We start from the raw sequence: 21,692 nt of genomic DNA, 5'->3' as shown, positions 1-21,692 counted from the left end.
TCTCAAGTTAATCCCCCTTGCCTACTAGCTTGATGGTTAATTGAAGTAGAGTCATGCCATTTTTTATGATATTTCTAACTTCTTTACGTTGAATTTTGTCCAGTGAGGCAATAGGTAAATAATGCCCCGATTCATAATCGGAGTGGTTTCCGAAATGCAGCCTGTATTCTAGTAATTTAAAGAAATGCTGTTTATAGATAGTGTGATCTTTTATCTTTAGTTGACTAAGTCTTGAAAGCGTGGAAGTCTCCTGCAGATGATCTTGAATGGCCAATACCCGAACAGCATTTACATATGGTAAAATGGCCATTTCTTTCAAATTAAGTGAGCCGGCATGATTCCCGTGTGTTTCCACTAAAAGCTGTCCTAATATGCCGACTCCTTTTTTTACATGCAAGGTATTTTTCAAAATGGATGGCAGCAGAACATTCTTTTTAACCTTTTGATAAACCATTCTTTTTAATTCTTGAATATAGCCGGATTCTCCATAAAGAGACCGTCCATCCATAAAGATTAACAAATACCGAATGGTTTCCCAGGATGCAGCGGTCATCCAATCTAATAATTGTCGCTGCCAATCAGGATAGGATTTGCACCATAAAGGATGATCAGCCATTACTCCGCCTTCGCAGAATGCATACCCTGCTATGTAGAGTCCATGTGAGATTTCTTTCCCTAATGCGAGGAAATAATCCTGTGCTGCTTTACTTGGATTTTGATAGATGATTCCATGATCTTGATCACTCCATATGGATTGTTCAGATCTGCCCGCACTTCCCATAACAAAAAAAGAAAAAGGGGATGGGGGAGGACCGAGGAGATGAGTAACATTCTTGATGGCAGTCTTTATGACATGCTGAATGATTTCGTCATGTAACTGATTTAATTGTAAATGATCCCAAATGGCATCTTTTAACTGACTTTCTCTAAAGTTTCTGATTTCTTGGAAGCTTTCATAGGTCATTTTTTACCTCCTATCTGTAAAAACGGATATAGCGGTGCAATCCCTCGGCTTGTGAAGAGAGATTGGACACCGCACTTTTGCTAAAAGATTATTAAGCTTTCAGTTTTTGTTCTGCTTTGATTAATTCAGGATAACCATAGCTTCCATGCTCGCTCATATCGAGTCCAATAATTTCTTCTTCCTCCGTAACGCGTAACCCATTCATAACCGCCTTCATAATTGCCAAAATGATAAAGGATACAATGAATGCGTAAGCGGCGCATGTGATGACCCCCATAGCTTGAATGCCTAATTGGTGAAAGCCTCCGCCATAAAATAACCCCGGTTTACCTACGGTTGCCAATTCCTTTGTGGCAAACAAGCCATTTGAAAGTGTTCCCCAAACACCGGCCGTTCCGTGGACCGATAAAGCAGCAATCGGATCATCGATTTTTCTCTTTTCAAAGAAACGAATGCTATAAAATACAAGGATGCCAGAGATAAAACCGATTACGACAGCAGCCCATGTATCGACAAAGCCACAGGAAGCAGTGATGGCGACTAATCCTGCTAGAGCGCCATTTAACATCATTGGCACATCTGCTTTTCCCATCACCATCCATGAAATCATCATTGCCGCAACAGTACCAGCTGCTGCACCCAGGTTTGTATTTAGGGCAACAAATCCAAAGAATGCTTTGTCTGCAGATAATGTACTACCTGCATTGAATCCAAACCAGCCAACCCATAAAAGCAAAACGCTTAATGCTGTAAAAACTTGGTTATGCCCAGCGATATTATTAGGTGATCCGTCTTTATTATATTTTCCAATCCGTGGTTTTAGTAGAATGGTAGCCGCTAGTGCCGCCATGGCACCTGTTAAATGGACTACAGTTGAGCCTGCAAAATCCTGTTTCCCATGCTCTGCTAACCAGCCGCCGCCCCAAATCCAGTGGGCGATAGGAGGGTAAACCAGTACAGAGAAAAGGACCGCAAATACTAAATAGGCAGATAATTTTGCCCGTTCGGCAAAACCGCCGAAGGCAATGGTTAAAGAAATACCGGCAAAAGCTAATTGGAACAAGAAGAATACTGAGCCGGATAGAGATAATCCTTTGATTTCATAACCGGAGTAGAAAAAATTGGAAAGGCCAATCAGTTCATTACCTTTTCCAAAGGATAATCCATATCCTACAGCCCAAAATAGGATGGAGCTTATGCTAAAGGTTAGAATCGTTTTACCAGCAATATGACCTGCATTTTTCATTCGAGTAGATCCTGTTTCTAGAAGGATAAAACCTCCAATCATGAGGATCACAAGGACTGCACCTACCATCACCCATAAACTGTTTAATAAAAACAAAGTATCCATTCGTTCTCCCCCTTTTTGTAATGTTAAATTTGCTAACATTCACTGTAGTTGTATTTTTGCATGAATGTGCGGTTGATTTCTATAATTATGTTAGATTATCTCACATGATTTTTTGGATGTTGTAAGATTGCTAAAGTAACAGGGGGGCAAAATAAAAAGCCCGCTTCAAATGTAACAGCGAGGCCCAAGCTCCAAAAATATTTAAAGTTTTTTTAGTTTATTGACCTTTCCTTAAACCAAATTGCGCGTTTAGTTGCCCCTGGATCATTTTCCTGCGTATTTCTTCCTGGTTTTGTTTCTTTTGTTCGCGAAGCATTTCTCGTCTAATCTCGTGAGTTTGTATCCCGTCTTCAATCTTATTTGCTATCTCCATTAATAACTCAACATCGTTAAAGGAATATTTTCGACTGCCACCGCCTGATCTTTCTGGGAAAATGAGTTTTCTTTCTTCGTAATAGCGGATTTGCCTTTCGGATAGACCGGTTAGATCTCTGACTACTCCGATGGTAATAACCTTCTTATCTTTATAAGACAAATCTTTTCCCATATCTTTTCTCACCACACTCTATTCATCTATTTTTAAAAGATTGTAAACTTTATAACAGTTTATGTTACATCTTCTCACATTTGAATGAATTTTTCTATAATTTTGATATTATAGAAAAGTGGATTAGATTGTGGAATCATTTTTGATTGGGAATTTGATTTTTAAGGATCAATTTTAATTCGCTTAAAGTAAGGGAATCTAATTCAGTTTTAAAATCTTTATCGGGACCAGATTGAATTAACTTATTAATGTAATATTTTTTTAGGGTGTCTATTCCTATACGCAAATGTGTAGACATGCTTCTCACTCCTTTACTGATTTTGAATTTTTCTTAAAAGTTCATGTGCTTTGGAACCAAGCTGTCTCATTAATTCTTCATACAGTTCGTCTCGTAATAAATCTAATTCCACTATTTTTGCTGCCAGTTGGATATCGTTTTTTCGATACATATAAATCTTCCTTTCGATGGTTTGTAATGTTAAGATATCTATTTTTTTCCTTTTTGTCAGTGAAGCTGTTAGAAAAATTAACAAACAAATTGAAACACCGGTGGAAGGTTTTATCCCAAAAATATTTTGACAGAAGAGGGCTTAACGAATCATGCTATTCATTTAGTTAATGATTTAGTGTATTAAGATAGTAATAAGCTAAAAACTGAATAAAAATACATAGTTCGATAGAATCATGAAATACAGAAAAATTATCAATATTTTCAGAAAACACTTTAAAAATGATAGGCATTATTGTATATTCTAAATATTATTGATATTTTTATAAAAAAACATTGGAGGTAGAAAATGAAAAAGTTCAAAATCTTTTCAACGCTTCTAGTCTTTTCCTTGATGTTTGTTTTATCTGCTTGTGGTACAAGTGAAAAAACAGATGCCAGTCCCAAAAAAGAGGAAAAGAAAACTTTACGGTTCGTAACCGATGCGGCCTATGCACCATTCGAGTATATGGATAAGGGTAAAGTAGTTGGTTTTGATGTAGACTTCCTTAATGTTGTAGCAAAAGAAGCAGGATATAATGTAAAACTTGAACATGTTGGCTGGGATCCGTTATTCGTAGAAATTAAAGGAAAGACGGCCGATGGTGGAATTTCTGCCATTACCATCAATGATGAGCGTAAACAAACATATGATTTTTCTACTCCATACTTCCTTTCAAAAAACGAAATCTTAGTTCCAAAGGATAGCCCAATTAAGAGTGCTGCAGATCTAAAAGATAAAGTAGTTGCCGTACAAAATGGTACAACTGGCCAGGAAGCAGTCGAAGCGCTAATTGGTAAAAATAATTCGAATCTTAAAAAATTCAAAAACAACAATCTAGCGATTATGGAACTTAAGAGCGGCGGTGCCGATGCAGTTGTTGCTGATAACACAGTAGTTGAACAATATGTAAAAAATAATCCAAATGAAAATTTTGTAGTCATTCCAGATGACTCTGCATTTGATAAAGAATTCTATGGATTAATGTTTGCAAAGGACAGCAAGTTAAAAGCTGATTTTGATAAAGCGATTCAAAAAGTGATTGAGAATGGGGAATACACAAAGGTTTATCAAAAATGGTTTAAGGTTGATCCGGATTTAAATGCATTGAAACAACAATAGGAAAGAATTAAGTTGCGTAACCCTTTGCCGTTACGCAATTTTTATTCCTATCAAAAAATATGCGATCAAACCATTATTTACCATATTGAAATAGTAATTTATTACATATTGAATAAGAATGCAGTGGTAGTTATAATCATGTATGTTCAAAATATTCCTGATATTTGTAGAAAAATCTTTAAAAATAGGTTATAATATTATATATTCGAAATATTATTAATATTTTTATAGAAAAATATTGGGGGGTACAAAATGAAGAAGGTTAAGATTTTTTCTACCATTTTAGTTGTGGCATTGATGTTTGTTCTATCAGCTTGTGGAACGAGCGAAAAGACAAATGGCAGTGCAAAAGGAGATCAAAAGAAGACTTTACGAGTCGTAACAAATGCTGCTTATGCGCCATTTGAATATATGGATAAAGGGAAAATTGTTGGCTTTGATATTGATTTAATCCAGGCGGCTGCTAAAGAAGCCGGTTATAGCATCAAAGTTGAGCATGTGGGCTGGGAACCGCTATTTGTTGAAGTGAAAGGGAAAAATGCTGATATCGGAGTTGGTGCAATCACCATCAATGACGAACGCAAACAAACCTATGACTTCTCTACTCCATACTTTTTATCTAAAAATGAAATTTTAGTTCCGAAAAGTAGTGCAATTAAAAGTGCTGCAGATCTGAAAGGGAAAGTAGTTGCCGTACAGAATGGTACAACAGGTCAATCAGCGGTAGAAGCTCTGTTTGGAAAAAATAATTCGAAACTTAAAAAGTTCAAAGATAATAATCTAGCGATTATGGAGCTTAAGAGCGGCGGTACCGATGCAGTGGTCGCTGATAACACAGTTGTTGAGCAATATGTAAAAAATAATCCAAATGAAAATTTTGTTGTCATTCCAGATGACTCTGCATTTGCTAAAGAGTTTTATGGCGTATTGTTTCCAAAAGGAAGTAAGATAAAGGCAGAATTTGATCAGGCGATTAAGAAAATGATGGAAAACGGTGAATACACAAAAATTTATCAAAAATGGTTTAAGTTTGAACCGGATTTGAATTCGTTAAAGCAACAATAGAAGATGAAAATTGCGTAACTCTAGAATACTAGCAGTTACGCAATTTTTGCATCTGCTTAAAATATTTTATTGCGATAAATAACTAAAGTATAAAAGGTGGATTTTTAAAAAGATTGAGGGGGTCAATGAATGGATTTTCGTTGGGATTTATTAGCTGAGTATGGTCCTTTTTTCTTGAAGGGAACCCTATTAACCATTGGGCTTTCCATTGGCAGTATCATCATTGGAACAGTACTGGGGCTATTAATTGGATTAGGAAAAATGATGAAAAATCAATGGGCAGCGCTACCGTTTAAATGGTATATTGCCTTTTTCCGCGGGACACCGTTTATGGTTCAAATATTGCTCATCCATTTTGCTGTGGTTCCAGTATTCCTTGGCGAAACCAATGCGATTGTGGCTGCCATTGTTGCACTTTCTTTAAACTCAGCTGCCTACATCGCTGAAATCTTCCGTGCCGGGATTCAATCAATTGATAAAGGACAAATGGAAGCAGCCCGTTCATTAGGTATGAACCATGTACAATCAATGCGATTTGTCATCTTGCCGCAGGCCTTTAAACGTATGATTCCGCCACTTGGAAATGAATTTATTGTATTAATCAAAGATTCCTCCCTCGCAGCGCTCATTGCGGCACCAGAGCTTATGTACTGGGGACAAGCCATGCAAGGGCAGTATTACCGTGTGTGGGAGCCATATCTTACAGCAGCAGCGATTTATTTAGTGTTAACTCTTTCCTTAAGCTTCCTGTTATCTCGACTTGAAAGAAGGTTGGCCACAGAATGATTAAAGTAACCAATTTGAAAAAAAGCTTTGGTAATCATGAAGTTTTAAAAGATATTAATGTTACCGTAAAACCCCAGGAAGTGGTTGTTGTCATCGGGCCTTCCGGATCAGGGAAATCCACTTTTCTTCGCTGTATTAACTTACTAGAAACCATCACAGGCGGACATGTCTTGATTGAGGGAATCGATATAACTGATAAAAAGACAGATATTAATAAAGTGCGAACAGAAGTAGGAATGGTGTTTCAGCAATTTAACCTATTTCCGCATAAAACCGTCATTGAAAATATAATGCTGGCACCGATGAAGGTAAGGAATGTATCTGCCGAAAAGGCGAAATCAAAAGGTCTGGATTTATTGAAAAAGGTAGGATTAGCAGAAAAAGCGGATGCCTATCCGGATTCGCTTTCCGGAGGGCAAAAACAGCGGGTTGCAATTGCAAGGGCACTGGCGATGGAGCCGAAAATCATGCTTTTCGATGAGCCAACCTCAGCGCTTGATCCAGAAATGGTCGGTGAAGTGTTAGAGGTAATGAAGCAGCTCGCAAAAGAAGGCATGACGATGGTTGTCGTCACGCATGAAATGGGCTTTGCCAAGGAAGTTGGAGACCGGGTTATTTTCATGGATGGCGGCCTGATTGTCGAGGAAAATGTTCCAAGTGAGCTATTTGATAACCCGCAAGAAGAGAGAACGAAATCATTTTTGAGTAAGGTTTTATAATCTTGTGAAAGGGAGGCCCGCTAATGGCCTCCCTTTCAATTTACTATCGTTCTAGTTTATGTGGATCATCAAAGTCAAAGACTTCGACAATCCGGTCCGCTTTTATCCTTCTTGAACAAAGAAGAAATAGTTGGCTAAAGAATTCGGCTAACTCAAGGGGGGATGATGGAAGCTTAATCTGAACAGTCACAGAGCCAAACATTTGTTTAAAGTAGGCTTTACGTTCTGCATTTTTTCCGTCCCTCTTTAATGGATTATATGTCCATAACAGATGCTGGTCGCCGTTAATTTCTTCCACATTACGAATTTCAGCGACGGTCGTCGATTTATCATGCGTATAAATCACTAAATAATACTTGTCGTTTCGATGCCAGTCAATAAATATAAAGTAGTAGCTTGTATCATAGTCAATCCGGGTAACTCTATAACCCGCTACAACAGATTTTCCATTTGTCCATTGATGAAACTTTGGTAAAGTATTGTCAATTGTTTTTAACTGAGTGATTTCATAGCCAGTTCCATTCCACTTTTCTATACAATTACTGAGTGAGATTGCCTGTTCCTTTTCCAAAATGATTGCTCCTTAGCTTTCTTTGACATCATTATACGGTGTAAAAGCGGAGAAAAAAAGCGATTTGAAAAGCTTTGTCTCCAAAATGAAACATAACTGAAATCGCTTTTAAAAATTCATTTGGTAGAATTATTCTGTTATGGACTTATAATCGTCCCATTGTTCGAATAGTATGAGGAATAAATATGCCTCTTTTCCATATGAATGACATAGAAGTGCTTGCAATTGGAGGGAAAACAATGTCGGTAGAAAAGCAGCTAACAGAGAAACAGTACTATAGCATGTTCATTAATGAACATGAAGAGGTACATCCGATTCGTGTTCTCGGGGATGCCTATCAAGAAGAAATGCAAAAGGATATACCGGATTTAGCCTATATACGTTTTGCACAAGGTGAAGTGTATTTTCACAATAGAGACTTTGAGACAGCCATTTTTAAATGGGGAAATATTATTAATGAACTGGAGCCATGGGCGCAAAAAAATACAGCAGATGCTTATTACGAAATGGGGCTGTTGTCCAATGCGGAGGACTTGTATACCGCTATTGAAACCGACAATCTTACCTTAAAGACTGAAGTATCTTTACAGTTATTTACACTTTATATTGAACGCGGAAAAATGGACTCAGCAGTCGAAGTCATCAAGAAAACGGTTCTTTCCAATCCGGATTATCCGCAGGTTACAGAAATCGCCAGAAAGTTTTTTGAGGAACGGCAGGATTGGCAAAATGCCATCGAACTTGCAGTGAATGAGGCCATTCGTACAGAGTCATCGGAATGGTTCGGAATTGTAAACTCCTATGTGAATAATGGTGTAACAAAACGTCTTTTACCAGGCTATTTTTCACATGCCTTGAACGTGGTTTATACCTTAGATAGGAAGCAATTTGAAGAGCTGACCGCTGCACTTTGGAACAGTTATAAAACGGAAGATTGCTATTTTACCTGGTTAAAAGAAATCAATTACCTTTTATCCAATTTGGAAATGGATCAAAACGAACACTGGGAAAAACTTTCTGCCCTTTTTAAAGAAACCTATTTCAGCTTGATAGATGGAAGCTATTTGATTAAGGAATTAACTGATATAATTCCTGATGTACTTTCTAATTGGATTCGGATCTCGAATTCTTCCCAACTTGTTTTGGCGTCAGCTGCGGTCCTTTCTTGGAATGAGTTATTTCCAGTAAGCATTAATATGCTGATTGTGAGTGAGGCTGAAAAGTTTATCAGTAAAATGGATCATGAAATCGACGAACTCGAAGAATGCCTAAAGCTGTTTGAATCGATTTTACATTGGGCAGAAGCACACGATATGGGAGAGAATCATCGTCTAAAGTGGATGGTTCAGCAGCTAATTGATTTTGAAACCCATCATCTTTTACTAACCGGATTGAGCGGTAGTGGCAAATCAACTTTTATCAATATGATTTCCGGTGAAGATTTGCAGGATAGTCCCACTTCATCTGTTGTTATGTTTAAGGACCATCCGGAACTTGAAATAGATGAAATCAACAATAAGGAAACGGTTCAATTGACGGACCTAGTTGACTTTCAAGAAAGAATGGATCGGCGTCGGAATGCATTAGAGTCGCTGATTGAATTTAAGCGGCCTAATCCATTTTTGAAGGAGAATCGACTTGCAATGATTGATACTCCTGGGCTAAATGGGAATCAGTATGAAGTGATGAAACAGATTCATGCGGCAGATACGGTGTTATTTGTGCTAGATGCCAATGCACCCTTTACTGCTAAGGAGCGGGGAATTCTCTCACAAATCCATGACCAGGCACCGAATGTTCCAATCCATTTTCTGCTGAATAAAATGGATACGATTGCGAATGAACAGGATACCGTACGGATTTTTAATGAAACAAAGGCGGAAATCAATTCCTATTTACCAGATTCGAAGGTTTTGGCGTTTTCGTCGCAAAATGATCGCGGTCAGCAGTTAAGTGAGTTGACTGAGTTTATCCAATCGATTAAGCATACTAGAAATCTTGAAGATAAACGGCTGGCAAAATTATTATTTTTTATCCGTTCTACCATTACAGAGCTGCTGCAAAAACGTATTGATGTGGAGAACCAATTAATTGAATCGGTACGATGGAATGAAGAGATGCACTTGAAATTGACCGGAGCCCTTAATCAACTAAAGGATACCGAATCACAAAAAGCTGAGACCATTTCAAGGAGCTATGGACTCATTAAGACGGAACTTCAGAAGGAAATTTCTGATGTAATACCGAAAATGCTGAAGGAATGCTCTCTATTAATCAAAGAAAATAGCGATTTTAGCAATATTCATCTTGAGCTAAATAACGAAATGAATAAAAGAATGCAAGAATATTTAGAGCAGACGATTCTTCCGAAATACTATACTTCGTTGCAGGAGTGGATTGGGCAAACGAAAGAGGAATTCATTCAAAGCCAACAATTTTTAGACGAAATGGCGGAAGGCTTCAATGTCATGTATGGAGAGGAACGGTTTAAGCTGGAATGTGATTTTAAGGTTCTTGATGATTGGCGGAGGGATACGGATCGAATGACAAGCCGATTCATCTTAGAGCCTGTTAATATCCTGCTGCGCCGTACCCCATCACAGTTCTTGTTAAAAAGTGCAGGGAAGCTGTTAGGTGCGTTGTCGCAAAACAAAACCATGTTGTTCAATAAGTACAAAGCATTTGTGGAGAATGAGGATTATTCTGAAACGGTTGCACTGGTAAATGATCGTTTTTTCCAGCAATTTGAATTATTTGAAAAAGCGTTGGAACGGGATATTAGCTTGTTTTTTAGAGGCCCGGCAAGCGTGGTATCGCGAGCAATTGAAGAAGCGCAATCAGAAATTGAAACGAATCAAGATTTGCTTGGAAAAATGAACACCAATCCTGAACTATTCCGCGACCCATTGACATTGTTTGAGGTTAGACTTCGACAGTTTGAATGGATGACGGTTGCGGGTAAAGGGGCACAAACGGTTTATTAATAAAAAAAGGCTGTCGGTTGGTTATCAATCAATCTGCAGCCTTTCGTATTATATCCCCATTTCTTTCATCACTTTAAGCAGCAGGTCCGGCCTGTTGGTTAGGATCCCATCTGCCCCGGCTGCAATTAATTTTTTCATTGTTTTCGGATCATCAATGGTCCAGTAATGAACTTGCATGCCGCGCCGATGTGCACCATCAATCAATTTCTTGTCCTTTAAATCGAAACCGCTATCCGCAACGGGTAACTGAAAATCATCCACCTGCGGCTGATATAAATCTCGTAAAAAGAACTTATGAAACACAACAAATTTTGTTACCTCTTGTTTACCAGCACAAGTAGCCACTCGCTGCTTTGCGTACTTATCAAAGGTTTTAAGAATATTTTGGTCAAAAGAGGCAACAAGTATTTTATCCTCCATGTGATACTTTTCAATTAAAGCCCAGAGCTTTTTAGCCATTTCTTCATATCGCTTCGGCGGATTATCATCCTTAATCTCCATCTCAATCCTCATGTTCCCGAACCTTTGAAAAATCTCTTCAGCGGTTGGAATATAAACACCTTTGCCACGAAAACTGTATTGGCCGTGCACGTCTTTAAAATGGTACCCGGCATCAAGCTTTTGGATTTCCTTCAGGGTCAAGTCTTTTACAGCCCCATGTCCATTTGTTGTCCGGTCAACAGTCGGGTCATGGATGGCTACTAACTGCCCATCTTTTGTTATATGGAGGTCAGTTTCGAGTGCATCAACCCCAAGTTTTGCTGCATTAGAAAATGACGCAATTGTATTGGAGGGAGCGAGCAGTTCACCGCCTTGATGGGCAACAACCAATGGACGGTTATTTTTGAAAAATGGCTTCTCCTTAATAGGCTGAACGGGCAAAAGATTAACAGCGAGCAGAAAAAGAAGAAGAGCCGGTACAAGAATCTTTAAAAATTTGACGCCTCGCCTTTTTGTTTTATCAATGGTGATTTGCGCCATAGACCACTAGTAGCCTTTCGAAAAATCTACTAGATTTTCTGATGGAGTTTGTTCGGAAAGATAGCTTTTTAAATTTGGAATAAGTATTTTTTCAATTACCCGCTGATTATAATGTTCAGTTGAGCCGGAGGTGTGTGGGGTAATAATCACGTTCTCCATTTCCCATAACGGACTGTCTTCAGTCAATGGTTCTTTTTCAAAAACATCGAGCCCAGCACCGGAAATTTTTCCGTTTTGTAGGGCTTGAACCAAATCCTTTTCTACGACAATTTCACCACGGCCAATATTAATGAAAAAGGCAGAAGGTTTCATTTGATCAAATTGCTCTTTTCCGATTAATTGATACGTTTCCTTCGTTAATGGCATTGTAATCACAACATAATCACAATTTGGCAGGAGGGCATCGAGTTTGTTCGGTGTATACATTTCATCGACATATTCTTCAGGATTTCCTGAGTGACGGACGCCGATTACATGCATACCAAAGGCTTTCGCTATTTTTGCGGTTTCCTTTCCGATTGCCCCAACACCTAAAATTCCAATCGTCTTTTCATGCAATTCCAAGCCCATGTTTGCATGGTGCCATTTTTTCGATTGTTGGTTCTTTACATAGGTATGGATTTTTCTCGTTAACCCTAGCATTAAGCCAAAGATGGTTTCAGAAATAGGGTAGGAATGCACACCATTAGCGCTCGTCACAAAAACGTTTTTTGATTCCAGTTTTTCAAGTGGCAGGGAGTTGACTCCGGCACTCCATGTCTGAAGCCATTTTAGTTTTGAATCAGGGGTGAGGCAAGATTCTTCAAGCCCCCGTTTCCAACCGGCAATAATTTCTGCATCCTGCAGGTGTTCTTGCCAAATTTCTTTATCTTTTCCTACGATTAATTCCCAATCAGGGATGATTTCTTGGATTAGGTTAACTTGCTGCTGTGTTAATTTATTGGTAATGACCATTTTTCTCTTTTCCATACCATCGCTCCGTTCTATTAAAAATCTATTAACTAAATTTTATGATAACGGAAAAATAGGAAAAATGGTAACATCTTTATATTAATAAAGTTTGTTACCAGATTAAATTCCTGGGAGGATGTATTATGCTTTCATTGGAGCAATGTCACTTAATTTTAGAATATATTGACGGGTTAGTTGTAGTGGATAAAGATGCGAAAATCATATATATGAATCAAAAAACGGCAGACTCCATTAAGGTGGATCTGAAAGAGATTATTGGAAAACATGTTCACGATGTGATTCCCACCACGAAAATTCATAAAACGGTCGAAATGAAAACACCCGCCATTGCTGACCCTTATTTTTTAGAAAATGCGACCCTCATTAGTACGCGGTACCCTATCTATGAAAAAGATGGAACGTTCTTTGGCGTGGTCGAGTACGATTTGTTTGATAACTATGATTTACTTAATAATTTTGTTAAAAAAATAGAAAGTCTCATAGGAATCATTCATTTGCTGTTCATCACAAAGTTTTTCCGGAAACAACCGCCGGAGTTGGGTCTTGGTGATTCGGAAAATTTCGCATCTTAGAAGAATATAACAACAAATAAACCTGCCTTTAATGGCAGGTTTATTTATAATTAGTCTCTAATGAAACGAATCTCTTATTAAATTAGATATTTTCTCTCTTTCTTCTTACTTGCTGGACCCTCATTGCCACTAATCCAGCTAGTAGTAGGGCAAGTCCCAATGCAGCATAATTGTACATTGATGTTGCAGTGTCTGGTAATGAATTATCTGTTGCGAATGCAGGACTCTTGCTGCCTTTATCAGCGGAATCTGATGCTGGGTGATCACTTCCGCCATCCCCAGGATTTTCAGTAGTGGTGTCATTACCAGTATCCCCGGGATTATCAGTAGGGTTATCATTACCGGTATCTCCTGGATTATCGCCAGGGTTAGTAGTACCGTCATCACCAGGATTTCCATTCCCAGGATCGTCTGTTTTCGATTTAATGTTATTAATTTCGATGACCTTTACTTTTTGGACGCCTTTACCATCCAAAACATAAACGGTATATTTTCCGTTCTCGGTAACATCAAACTGGTTATCCGTTATGTCAGTCCCATCGTTGGCAAAATCATCAATCGTTTTTTTACCAGCAAGCCATTTCATCTGTAGGACCTCTTCGGCATTGGTGGAAACTTTGATTGTCACTGGTCCATCTGTTTCCTCTGTTGGCGAAGCCGCTAAGTCAAGGGTGAAATCAGGTGCAGGTGCCTGTTTAATATTGTTGATATCGATGACCTTCACTTTTTCAAGCCCAGTGCCATCCTTAACATAAACGGTGTATTTATTATTTTCAGTTATATCAAATTTATTGTCAGTAATGTTTTCTCCTTGGTTAGTGAAATCTGCAACGGTTTTTTCGCCTTTTAGCCATTTCATTGCAATAACTTCTTTTGCCGTGGAAGAAACAGAAATTGTTACCTTTTCCGCTGGCTTTGTTGTTGATGGTGTTAGCGTAATATCAAAATCCTGTGGTGTAAAGGTTTTTAAAATATCATTTGCTAAACCAGCTAAGACTTGATGGCCGGTAGTATTTGGATGAATATCTCCAGGTAAGATTAATTCAGCTTGTCTTCCATTAAACGCGGAATAGGCATTAGCTATGTGGGCACCAAAGGTCTGCGCAAGAGGGTTAATAACCTGTGAATTAACAGCTGGGATAACTTTTTCACCAAGGTCATGTAAAGGACCAGCGCTGGTTCCAAATGGATTATATAGGTTGTAAAGAATAATTTGTGCATCAGGATTCACATTTTCAACCGTTGTGATTACTGCACCTAGATTTGCTGGTAATTTTGAAATAGCATTCAATAAAGCAGCGGTTGCTGCATTAATTTGGTCCTGAGTTGGCAGTACCGGCGGGTTAGCTTTTAATTGATCTAATATTACTTTTACTTCCGGAAGCGACAATAAATCATTATTTCCGATATCCAACGTAATCAAGTCAGCTTTTTTAATTGCATCCATATTCTCAGCGGTGCTCAATGCTGCTAATAAATCAGTAGTTTTCCAGCCAGGGGCACTAATATTTTTTGAGACCGTATATTCGTTAGTTCCAATTAGATAGGGAAATGCTTGTGAACGATCTTGAAGATTCCATCCATATGTAATCGAATCCCCTAAGGCAACAATGCTTTTTTTATCGTTATTTTCGGCAAAAACAAACGAAGACAAGAAGGTATTTAGTGCCAGTATTAATACAACTAAAATCGACAACTTTTTAAAATTCAACAAAAATTCCCTCCAATTATGTAATTTTTTCCTACCAAAACTATTATAGTTTCATATTTTCTGAATATTCAACAATTACAGTTCTACAAATTATGCAAAATGTCCTATGACATGGGTACTAGGGAGTGATTTCTGAGAGCGAAATATTCAAAAAATTCAGTGTTATCTGTTAAAATAAGGATGGAAAGCGTTTTCGAAACTTAGAGAGGTGATTGTGGGATGAAACATCCATATTTAACGGAAGACCATGAAATTTTCCGCAAATCCTTACGAAAGTTTTTGGACAAAGAAGCATATCCCTTTTATGAACAGTGGGAGGAGAATCGCCTTATTCCTCGTTCCTTTTGGACAAAAATGGGGGAGCAGGGATTCCTTTGCCCTGATTTAGAGGAGAAATATGGAGGGAGTGGGGTTGACTGGGGTTTTTCCGTTGTCATTAATGAGGAACTCGAACGCGTAGGATCCGGATTAGTGGGGCTTGGACTTCACAGCGATATTGTCATTCCCTACATCACCGCCTTTGGAACAGAGGAACAAAAAAAGCGCTGGCTGCCAAGGTGTGCTTTGGGTGAGTTGATTACAGCGATTGCGATGACAGAACCAGGGACGGGTTCAGACCTGGCTAATATTAAAACAACCGCAAAACTTGATGGAAGTCATTATTTAGTAAATGGACAAAAAACGTTTATTACCAATGGAATTCAATCGGATTTAATCCTAGTTGCTTGTAAAACCGACCCGAATGCCAAGCCAAAACATAAAGGAATCAGCCTATTGATGGTAGAAAGAGGCACTCCCGGTTTTTCCAGAGGGAGAAAGCTGAACAAGGTTGGCTTGCATTGCCAGGATACTGCCGAACTTATTTTTGAAGATTGCAAGGTTCCAAAAGAATATCTTATTGGTGAGGAAGGAAAAGGCTTCCTCCATATGATGGATAAACTACAGCAGGAGCGGCTTGTTGTGGCGATACAGGCCCAGAAAGCAGCAGAGGTAATGCTAAAACTAACAATAGATTATGTAAAAAGCCGTGAAGCTTTCGGAAAGTCCATCAGCCAATTCCAAAATACCCAGTTTAAAATCGCTGAGATGGCAGCCGACATTGAAATGGGCAGGGCCTTTTTAGATCAACTGATTGCAGAACATATCGAGAGTAAAAATGTTGTGACGAAGGTTTCAATGGCAAAATGGAAACTTACAGAAAATGCAAAGAAGATTGCCTCCGAATGTATGCAGCTGCACGGCGGCTATGGCTACATGGAAGAATATGAGATTGCGAGAAGATTCCGTGATATACAAGTTTCCAGCATTTATGCGGGGACGAATGAAATTATGAAAACAATTATTGCAAAAAACCTAGGATTATAGAAAAGAGGGGTCGATAATTGATGCGGGAAGTAGTTATTGTAGAAGGAGTTCGAACACCGGTTGGAAAAAGAAATGGAGTATTAAAGGAAATTCGTCCAGATGACCTGGCAGCATTTACATTAAAAGAATTAGTAAATCGAGCCGGGATAGACCCTGCCATTATTGATGATGTCATCCTTGGATGTGTCACACAGGTAAGTGAACAAGCAGGAGATATTGCCCGAGTCGCGGCATTGATTGCCGGATTCCCGATTGAAGTCCCAGGGACGACGATTGACCGCCAATGCGGTTCAAGCCAGCAGGCTGTTCATTTCGCTGCACAGGCCATCCTCGCGGGAGATATGGATGTCGTAATAGCTGGTGGTGTTGAAAGCATGTCCCGGGTGCCGATGGGGTCTAGCTATAAAGGAGCTGGAGACCCTTTCAGCCCCAATTTAAGAAAACGATTTGAGATGATTCACCAAGGGCTTTCTGCAGAGCGGATTGCTGAAAAATATAGTTTTACCCGAAAGGAGCTTGATCAATTTTCACTGGAAAGTCACGAAAAGGCATTGCGTGCACAAGCCGAGGGCCATTTTGCCAGTGAAATTTTTCCACTTGAAGTAACACTTCCTGATGGCACATCAGCGGTTATTAGGGATGACCAAGGGCCAAGAAGAGGAACTTCTTTAGAGGCACTTGCCGGACTAAAAACCTCCTTTGTTGAGGATGGGGTTATTCATGCGGGAAATTCCAGTCAAATCAGCGATGGCGCAGCAGCCCTTTTACTTATGTCCCGAGAAAAGGCAGAGGAGCTGGGGTTAAAACCTCGCTTCCGCGTTCATACCCGTGTTGTCGTTGGATCGGATCCAACCTTGATGCTGACAGGGCCAATCGCGGCCACCCAAAAGGCATTGGAAAAATCAGGTCTATCCATTGATGATATTGATATTTTTGAGGTCAACGAAGCGTTTGCACCAGTAGCAATGGCCTGGTTAAAAGAAACAGGTGCGGATCCGGCCAAGCTGAATCCAAATGGAGGTGCGATTGCTTTGGGTCATCCATTGGGCGCCAGCGGGGCACGGTTAATGGTGACAATGATACATGAGCTTGAACGTTCAGGCTGCCGTTATGGTCTGCAGACAATGTGTGAAGGGCATGGGATGGCAAATGCGACGATTATTGAAAGATTAGACTAATATTCTGGAGGAGATTGAATGGGAACGACGATTGGCAAAGTTTTCGATTTGACGGTTAAAAAGTTTCCGAATAAGGAAGCGATTTTTGATGTAAGAAAAAATGTTCGTTTCACTTATAAAGAATGGAACGAACGGATCAACAGCCTTGCGGAAGCACTCATAATGGGAGGGGTTAAAAAAGGCGACCGCGTCTCGACTTTTCTATTTAATACGGAAGAATTAGGGACTGCCTTTTTTGCCTGTGCGAAAATCGGTGCCGTCTTCAATCCGATTAATTTTCGGTTAACTTCTGAGGAAGTTGCTTATATTTTAGTAGATGCCTCCCCAAAGGTTGTTCTTTTTGAAAAAGCTTTAGAGCCTATCATCGCCAACATCGAGAACCGTTTCCCAGCCATCTCCTTCTGGTATATTGATGAAGATACGCCCATCTATGCAAAAAACTTTCATGAACAGCTTGGTGCGGTTTCGTCCGAACTTGTACAGGTGGAAGTTGATGAAAATGATCTATATGCGATTATGTACACAAGCGGGACAACGGGCAGACCGAAAGGGGTTATGCACAGTCATCGGAATATGATTGAGCAGAGTATGCTGGTGATTGCAGCAAAGAAATATGAAGCGATGGATGTCGGGCTGGTGACCGCGCCGATGTTCCATTGTGCGGAACTTCATTGCGCTTTCCTGCCAAGGGTTCATTTGGGATGCCGTAATGTGATTCTGCACCAATTTAATCCCCAAAAAGTTCTTGAATTAATCAGTCAGGAAAAAGTCACGAAATTTTTTGCTGCTCCAACAATGTGGAATATGCTTCTTCAAGAGGATTTGAGCCAATATAACCTTAGAAGCTTGAAGCTTGGTTTATATGGAGCTGCCCCAATGGCGCCTTCCCTTGTCCATGCCTGCCACGACCGCTTGGGAATATCCCTCGTACAGGCATATGGAATGACTGAGATGGGCCCGGCGATTTCCTTTTTATCTGAAAGCGACCAACTGCGGAAAGTGGGCTCTGCAGGCCAGGCCTGCTTAAATCATGATATTCGGGTTGTCCGTCCAAGAGAGGATGGTCCATCCGATCCGGATGATATTCTGCTTCCAGGCGAACCTGGTGAAATTATTGTTCAGGGATCGTGTATGATGCTTGGCTATTTTGGCCGGGAGGAGGCGACAGAAAAAGCAATGTATAAGGGCTGGTACCACTCAGGAGATATTGGCTATATGGATGAAGAGGGCTATCTTTTTGTAAATGATCGTGTGGATGACATGATTATTAGCGGCGGGGAAAATATTTACCCGCGCGAGGTAGAAGATATTTTACATGCTCATACGGGAGTGCTGGATGTCGCAGTGGTCGGGCAGCCGGATGACCGCTGGGGTGAGACGGTAACTGCTTTTGTTGTGAAAAAAGATGCCGCTGTCAACGAACAAGAGTTGGATGATTACTGTAAGAACAGCGACAAATTAGCAAACTATAAACGGCCGAGAAAGTATGTTTTCTGTGAGGTGCTGCCGCGGAATGCCAGCGGGAAAATTCAAAAGTTTATATTACGGAAAAAGTTAGAGGAACTGTTTGCTCAAGGGGCTTTGGGAAAAGCTCAGCGATAATAAAAAAGGTTGTCAAAAAGTCGCTGCGCTTTTTGACAACCTTTGATTTAAAAGAAATGATGAAAAATAGCGGCAATCGACCGGACTATAAGGTGAAAAAGCCCTACAATTAATCTCCATATCAGACCTAATATCCCCTCAAAGATACACTCAATGATTTCTTCAAATACATAATGACGGATTTTTTTCTTGTGTTTTTTCTTTTCTTTAAATGGTTTCATCAGTGATGCCCTCTTTAGGTCTTTGATTTACTTATATTGTAATGGATTGTCTCATTAAAAAAAATACCCATTAATTGTAACTTTAATCCACTTCAAGTGCTGTCCAAAAAAAGCTCCTTATATGACTATAGAATTCGATGCTCAAAAACTCGTATAATGGAAATACGAGTTTTTTTAATAGAAAGGAGTGACTAAGTTTGTTTCAACAAGCTCTTCCTATATTAGAAACGTATTTCGGGTACAAATCCTTTCGTAAGGGTCAAGAGCAGGCGATCCGCTCTGTATTAGAGGGAAATAATACGATTTGTGTAATGCCGACCGGAGGCGGTAAATCGATTTGCTATCAAATCCCAGCAATGGTGCTTCCGGGAACGACCATCGTCATTTCTCCGCTGATTTCCTTAATGAAAGACCAAGTCGATGCCCTTATCCAGGCAGGAATTCCTGCAACATTTATCAACAGTTCCCTAAGCTATAACGAAGCAAATGAGCGAATTCGGGAATCTAAGCAGGGGAAGTACAAGCTTTTATATATAGCACCAGAGCGCATGGAATCTCAGGAATTCATTGAGGACCTTAAACAAATGGAAATTCCGTTAGTAGCTGTTGATGAAGCCCACTGTATTTCACAATGGGGACATGATTTCCGGCCGAGTTATCGCCATATACAACAAATGGTAAATAACCTTCCGCAGAAACCTATCGTCCTTGCTTTGACGGCAACAGCAACCCCAAAAGTTCGCGAAGATATTTGCACACTGCTTAAAATTGATGAAGAGAACACAGTGATGACAGGTTTTGAACGGGAGAACCTCTCTTTTTCTGTTATTAAGGGACAGGATCGTTTTAAATTTCTCATTGATTATATTAAAAAGAATGAAAAGGAAGCCGGGATTATTTATGCCGCAACCAGGAAGAATGTCGACCAGCTTTATGAAAAATTAAAGAGAGAAAACATAGAGGTTGCACGGTACCATGCGGGGATGGGAGATGTGGAACGCGCCCAAGAGCAGGATCGATTTTTGGAGGATAAAGCCTCCGTGATGGTTGCAACATCAGCATTTGGAATGGGAATAGATAAGAGCAATATAAGATACGTCCTCCATTTTCAGCTTCCAAAAAACATGGAAAGCTATTATCAAGAAGCCGGGCGTGCAGGACGAGACGGTCTTGATAGTGAATGTATTCTTCTGCATTCCTCACAGGATGTGCAAATTCAGCGCTTCCTGATTGACCAATCAAGTGACCGCAGCCGAATGACGCGGGAATTAGAAAAACTGCAGCAGATGGTGGATTACTGCCACACCGAAAACTGCTTACAGGAATTTATTTTACATTATTTCGGGGAAACCGAAACAGAACCATGCGGCAGATGCGGAAATTGCTTAGATTCCCGTTCAAGTGTGGATGTTACGAAGGAAGCACAAATGGTGCTCTCATGTATTATCCGGATGGGGCAGCGTTTCGGAAAAACACTGATCGCCCAAGTGTTAACAGGCTCGAAAAATAAAAAAGTAACCGATATGGGCTTTAACACGCTTTCTACATTTGGAATCATGAAGGACCAAAGTGTGAAAGATATCGGTGATTTCATAGAGTTTTTGATTTCTCAAGATTTAATTGCCATTGAACAAGGAACCTTTCCGACACTTTATGTTCCGCCAAAAGGTAAAGAGGTTCTTTTGGGAAAACATCAAGTTCATCGCAGGGAAATTGTTACCGTCAAACAAGTATCCAAGAGCGACCCATTATTTGAAGTACTACGTGAGGTCAGAAGAAAAATTGCAGAAGCAGAAAAAGTACCGCCATTTGTCATTTTTTCAGATGCAGCGTTAAAGGATATGTGCGCCAAAGTGCCGAAATCCAGTGATGCTTTTTTACAGGTTAGCGGTGTTGGTGAAATGAAACTGCAAAAGTATGGTCTCGATTTTATTCAGGCAATTCGTGAGTTTTGTGAGATGAATCCCGAATATCAAAGTGAGCTCACAACCGAAGCGAAGCCAGCAAAAAAGTCTCTCAAAAAGACGTTAGGTGATTCCCATTTAGAAACGCTTAAACTTCATCAAAACAACCTATCTTTAAAAGAGATTGCAAAACAGCGAGATTTATCTATTAGTACCATCGAAAACCATTTAATTCAATGTGCACAGCAGGGATTAGGGGTTGAGTTTTCAACGATTATTCCTCCTGAATACGTTCCGTTATTGGAAAAAGCGGTAGAAGAAGCAGGCCGCGAGCGCTTAAAGCCGATTAAGGAGCTTCTACCTGACGAAGTCAGCTATTTCATGATTAAGGGCTATCTTTATTTCATGAGTAAAGAAAAATAATCATATAGCTTTTTGTCGATATTTCCCGGGAATTTGAAAATAATGTAGATTTGAGGGGCCGCAAAAATAATCATTTGCGGCCTTTTGGGTCATGGTTTTCTTGCTAAGAGAATATCTTATGTTAGAATGGGAAAGGTTTTGAAAGACTGATAGTAAGGAGATTTAT

General features: G+C 39.6%; 20 protein-coding genes. 10 read left to right on the top strand and 10 right to left on the bottom strand.

Annotation, left to right across the window (positions count from 1 at the left end):
• Window positions 1-7 precede the first annotated feature (7 nt).
• The 5 genes from E2K98_RS17605 to E2K98_RS31045 all read right to left on the bottom strand — a co-directional run bounded on the left by E2K98_RS17605 (window position 8) and on the right by E2K98_RS31045 (window position 3,311).
• A complete protein-coding gene (locus E2K98_RS17605) occupies window positions 8-964 on the bottom strand; it encodes a DUF294 nucleotidyltransferase-like domain-containing protein (protein ID WP_133336373.1) in 957 nt (318 codons plus the stop codon).
• A gap of 91 nt (window positions 965-1,055) precedes the next feature.
• A complete protein-coding gene (locus E2K98_RS17600; protein ID WP_133336370.1) occupies window positions 1,056-2,315 on the bottom strand; it encodes an ammonium transporter in 1,260 nt (419 codons plus the stop codon).
• Window positions 2,316-2,532: 217 nt separating this feature from the next.
• Window positions 2,533-2,862 carry a MerR family transcriptional regulator gene (locus E2K98_RS17595; RefSeq protein ID WP_208025380.1) on the bottom strand — a complete coding sequence of 110 codons (330 nt, stop codon included), beginning with the start codon at window positions 2,860-2,862 and terminating at the stop codon, window positions 2,533-2,535.
• 136 nt (window positions 2,863-2,998) lie between these two features.
• Complete coding sequence (locus E2K98_RS17590) at window positions 2,999-3,160, bottom strand: Fur-regulated basic protein FbpA (RefSeq protein ID WP_133336368.1); 162 nt, start codon at window positions 3,158-3,160, stop codon at window positions 2,999-3,001.
• A 13-nt stretch (window positions 3,161-3,173) separates the two neighbouring features.
• Window positions 3,174-3,311: a hypothetical protein gene (locus E2K98_RS31045; protein WP_165976309.1), complete on the bottom strand. Its 138-nt coding sequence runs from the start codon at window positions 3,309-3,311 to the stop codon at window positions 3,174-3,176.
• A gap of 348 nt (window positions 3,312-3,659) precedes the next feature.
• Here E2K98_RS31045 and E2K98_RS17585 point away from each other — a divergent pair, with 348 nt between their 5' ends.
• From E2K98_RS17585 to E2K98_RS17570, 4 genes are all read left to right on the top strand, one after another.
• Complete coding sequence (locus E2K98_RS17585; protein WP_133336366.1) at window positions 3,660-4,472, top strand: basic amino acid ABC transporter substrate-binding protein; 813 nt, start codon at window positions 3,660-3,662, stop codon at window positions 4,470-4,472.
• 252 nt (window positions 4,473-4,724) lie between these two features.
• Window positions 4,725-5,537, top strand: a complete 813-nt coding sequence (locus E2K98_RS17580; protein WP_133336364.1) for a basic amino acid ABC transporter substrate-binding protein — start codon at window positions 4,725-4,727, stop codon at window positions 5,535-5,537.
• A gap of 129 nt (window positions 5,538-5,666) precedes the next feature.
• Complete coding sequence (locus tag E2K98_RS17575; protein ID WP_026573120.1) at window positions 5,667-6,323, top strand: amino acid ABC transporter permease; 657 nt, start codon at window positions 5,667-5,669, stop codon at window positions 6,321-6,323.
• Complete coding sequence (locus tag E2K98_RS17570; RefSeq protein WP_133336362.1) at window positions 6,320-7,042, top strand: amino acid ABC transporter ATP-binding protein; 723 nt, start codon at window positions 6,320-6,322, stop codon at window positions 7,040-7,042. Before E2K98_RS17575 ends, E2K98_RS17570 begins: the two co-directional genes overlap by 4 nt.
• A 43-nt stretch (window positions 7,043-7,085) precedes the next feature.
• Here E2K98_RS17570 and E2K98_RS17565 read toward each other — a convergent pair whose 3' ends face one another.
• The gene (locus E2K98_RS17565) at window positions 7,086-7,613 is read right to left on the bottom strand and encodes a hypothetical protein (RefSeq protein ID WP_133336360.1); all 528 of its coding nucleotides are present in this window, start codon (window positions 7,611-7,613) and stop codon (window positions 7,086-7,088) included.
• 239 nt (window positions 7,614-7,852) lie between these two features.
• Between E2K98_RS17565 and E2K98_RS17560 the strand changes: the two genes are divergently transcribed.
• Window positions 7,853-10,597 carry a dynamin family protein gene (locus E2K98_RS17560; protein ID WP_133336358.1) on the top strand — a complete coding sequence of 915 codons (2,745 nt, stop codon included), beginning with the start codon at window positions 7,853-7,855 and terminating at the stop codon, window positions 10,595-10,597.
• Window positions 10,598-10,645: 48 nt separating this feature from the next.
• Here the strand turns inward: E2K98_RS17560 and E2K98_RS17555 are convergent, their stop codons facing one another.
• A complete protein-coding gene (locus tag E2K98_RS17555; protein WP_133336356.1) occupies window positions 10,646-11,578 on the bottom strand; it encodes a glycerophosphodiester phosphodiesterase in 933 nt (310 codons plus the stop codon).
• A gap of 6 nt (window positions 11,579-11,584) precedes the next feature.
• The gene (locus E2K98_RS17550; RefSeq protein ID WP_133336354.1) at window positions 11,585-12,547 is read right to left on the bottom strand and encodes a D-2-hydroxyacid dehydrogenase; all 963 of its coding nucleotides are present in this window, start codon (window positions 12,545-12,547) and stop codon (window positions 11,585-11,587) included.
• A 125-nt stretch (window positions 12,548-12,672) separates the two neighbouring features.
• Here E2K98_RS17550 and E2K98_RS17545 point away from each other — a divergent pair, with 125 nt between their 5' ends.
• Window positions 12,673-13,122: a PAS domain-containing protein gene (locus E2K98_RS17545; protein ID WP_133336352.1), complete on the top strand. Its 450-nt coding sequence runs from the start codon at window positions 12,673-12,675 to the stop codon at window positions 13,120-13,122.
• Between the two features lie 82 nt (window positions 13,123-13,204).
• Here the strand turns inward: E2K98_RS17545 and E2K98_RS17540 are convergent, their stop codons facing one another.
• Entirely contained in the window at window positions 13,205-14,833 is a 1,629-nt protein-coding gene (locus E2K98_RS17540; protein ID WP_165976308.1) for an SGNH/GDSL hydrolase family protein, read from the bottom strand.
• A 219-nt stretch (window positions 14,834-15,052) separates the two neighbouring features.
• On the opposite strand from E2K98_RS17540, the gene E2K98_RS17535 reads away from it, so the two are divergent.
• The 3 genes from E2K98_RS17535 to E2K98_RS17525 are packed head-to-tail and all read left to right on the top strand — an operon-like array spanning window position 15,053 to window position 18,978.
• On the top strand, window positions 15,053-16,198 hold the full coding sequence (locus E2K98_RS17535) for an acyl-CoA dehydrogenase family protein (RefSeq protein ID WP_133336348.1): 1,146 nt from the start codon (window positions 15,053-15,055) through the stop codon (window positions 16,196-16,198).
• A 20-nt stretch (window positions 16,199-16,218) separates the two neighbouring features.
• The gene (locus E2K98_RS17530) at window positions 16,219-17,376 is read left to right on the top strand and encodes a thiolase family protein (protein ID WP_133336776.1); all 1,158 of its coding nucleotides are present in this window, start codon (window positions 16,219-16,221) and stop codon (window positions 17,374-17,376) included.
• Between the two features lie 18 nt (window positions 17,377-17,394).
• Window positions 17,395-18,978, top strand: a complete 1,584-nt coding sequence (locus tag E2K98_RS17525; RefSeq protein WP_133336346.1) for a fatty acid--CoA ligase — start codon at window positions 17,395-17,397, stop codon at window positions 18,976-18,978.
• A 47-nt stretch (window positions 18,979-19,025) separates the two neighbouring features.
• Here the strand turns inward: E2K98_RS17525 and E2K98_RS31040 are convergent, their stop codons facing one another.
• A complete protein-coding gene (locus E2K98_RS31040) occupies window positions 19,026-19,199 on the bottom strand; it encodes a hypothetical protein (protein ID WP_165976307.1) in 174 nt (57 codons plus the stop codon).
• Window positions 19,200-19,396: 197 nt separating this feature from the next.
• Between E2K98_RS31040 and recQ the strand changes: the two genes are divergently transcribed.
• A complete protein-coding gene (gene recQ, locus E2K98_RS17520; protein ID WP_133336344.1) occupies window positions 19,397-21,526 on the top strand; it encodes a DNA helicase RecQ in 2,130 nt (709 codons plus the stop codon).
• Window positions 21,527-21,692: the final 166 nt, after the last annotated feature.

The organism is Bacillus salipaludis, assembly GCF_004358205.1.
This window is presented reverse-complemented; position numbering and strand designations above follow the sequence as displayed.

Coding starts and splice junctions, on each gene's coding strand:
- E2K98_RS17605 (WP_133336373.1), bottom strand. CDS start 964: ATGACCTATGAAAGCTTCCAAGAAATCAGAAACTTTAGAGAAAGTCAG.
- E2K98_RS17600 (WP_133336370.1), bottom strand. CDS start 2,315: ATGGATACTTTGTTTTTATTAAACAGTTTATGGGTGATGGTAGGTGCA.
- E2K98_RS17595 (WP_208025380.1), bottom strand. CDS start 2,862: ATGGGAAAAGATTTGTCTTATAAAGATAAGAAGGTTATTACCATCGGA.
- E2K98_RS17590 (WP_133336368.1), bottom strand. CDS start 3,160: ATGTCTACACATTTGCGTATAGGAATAGACACCCTAAAAAAATATTAC.
- E2K98_RS31045 (WP_165976309.1), bottom strand. CDS start 3,311: ATGTATCGAAAAAACGATATCCAACTGGCAGCAAAAATAGTGGAATTA.
- E2K98_RS17585 (WP_133336366.1), top strand. CDS start 3,660: ATGAAAAAGTTCAAAATCTTTTCAACGCTTCTAGTCTTTTCCTTGATG.
- E2K98_RS17580 (WP_133336364.1), top strand. CDS start 4,725: ATGAAGAAGGTTAAGATTTTTTCTACCATTTTAGTTGTGGCATTGATG.
- E2K98_RS17575 (WP_026573120.1), top strand. CDS start 5,667: ATGGATTTTCGTTGGGATTTATTAGCTGAGTATGGTCCTTTTTTCTTG.
- E2K98_RS17570 (WP_133336362.1), top strand. CDS start 6,320: ATGATTAAAGTAACCAATTTGAAAAAAAGCTTTGGTAATCATGAAGTT.
- E2K98_RS17560 (WP_133336358.1), top strand. CDS start 7,853: ATGTCGGTAGAAAAGCAGCTAACAGAGAAACAGTACTATAGCATGTTC.
- E2K98_RS17555 (WP_133336356.1), bottom strand. CDS start 11,578: ATGGCGCAAATCACCATTGATAAAACAAAAAGGCGAGGCGTCAAATTT.
- E2K98_RS17550 (WP_133336354.1), bottom strand. CDS start 12,547: ATGGAAAAGAGAAAAATGGTCATTACCAATAAATTAACACAGCAGCAA.
- E2K98_RS17545 (WP_133336352.1), top strand. CDS start 12,673: ATGCTTTCATTGGAGCAATGTCACTTAATTTTAGAATATATTGACGGG.
- E2K98_RS17535 (WP_133336348.1), top strand. CDS start 15,053: ATGAAACATCCATATTTAACGGAAGACCATGAAATTTTCCGCAAATCC.
- E2K98_RS17530 (WP_133336776.1), top strand. CDS start 16,219: ATGCGGGAAGTAGTTATTGTAGAAGGAGTTCGAACACCGGTTGGAAAA.
- E2K98_RS17525 (WP_133336346.1), top strand. CDS start 17,395: ATGGGAACGACGATTGGCAAAGTTTTCGATTTGACGGTTAAAAAGTTT.
- E2K98_RS31040 (WP_165976307.1), bottom strand. CDS start 19,199: ATGAAACCATTTAAAGAAAAGAAAAAACACAAGAAAAAAATCCGTCAT.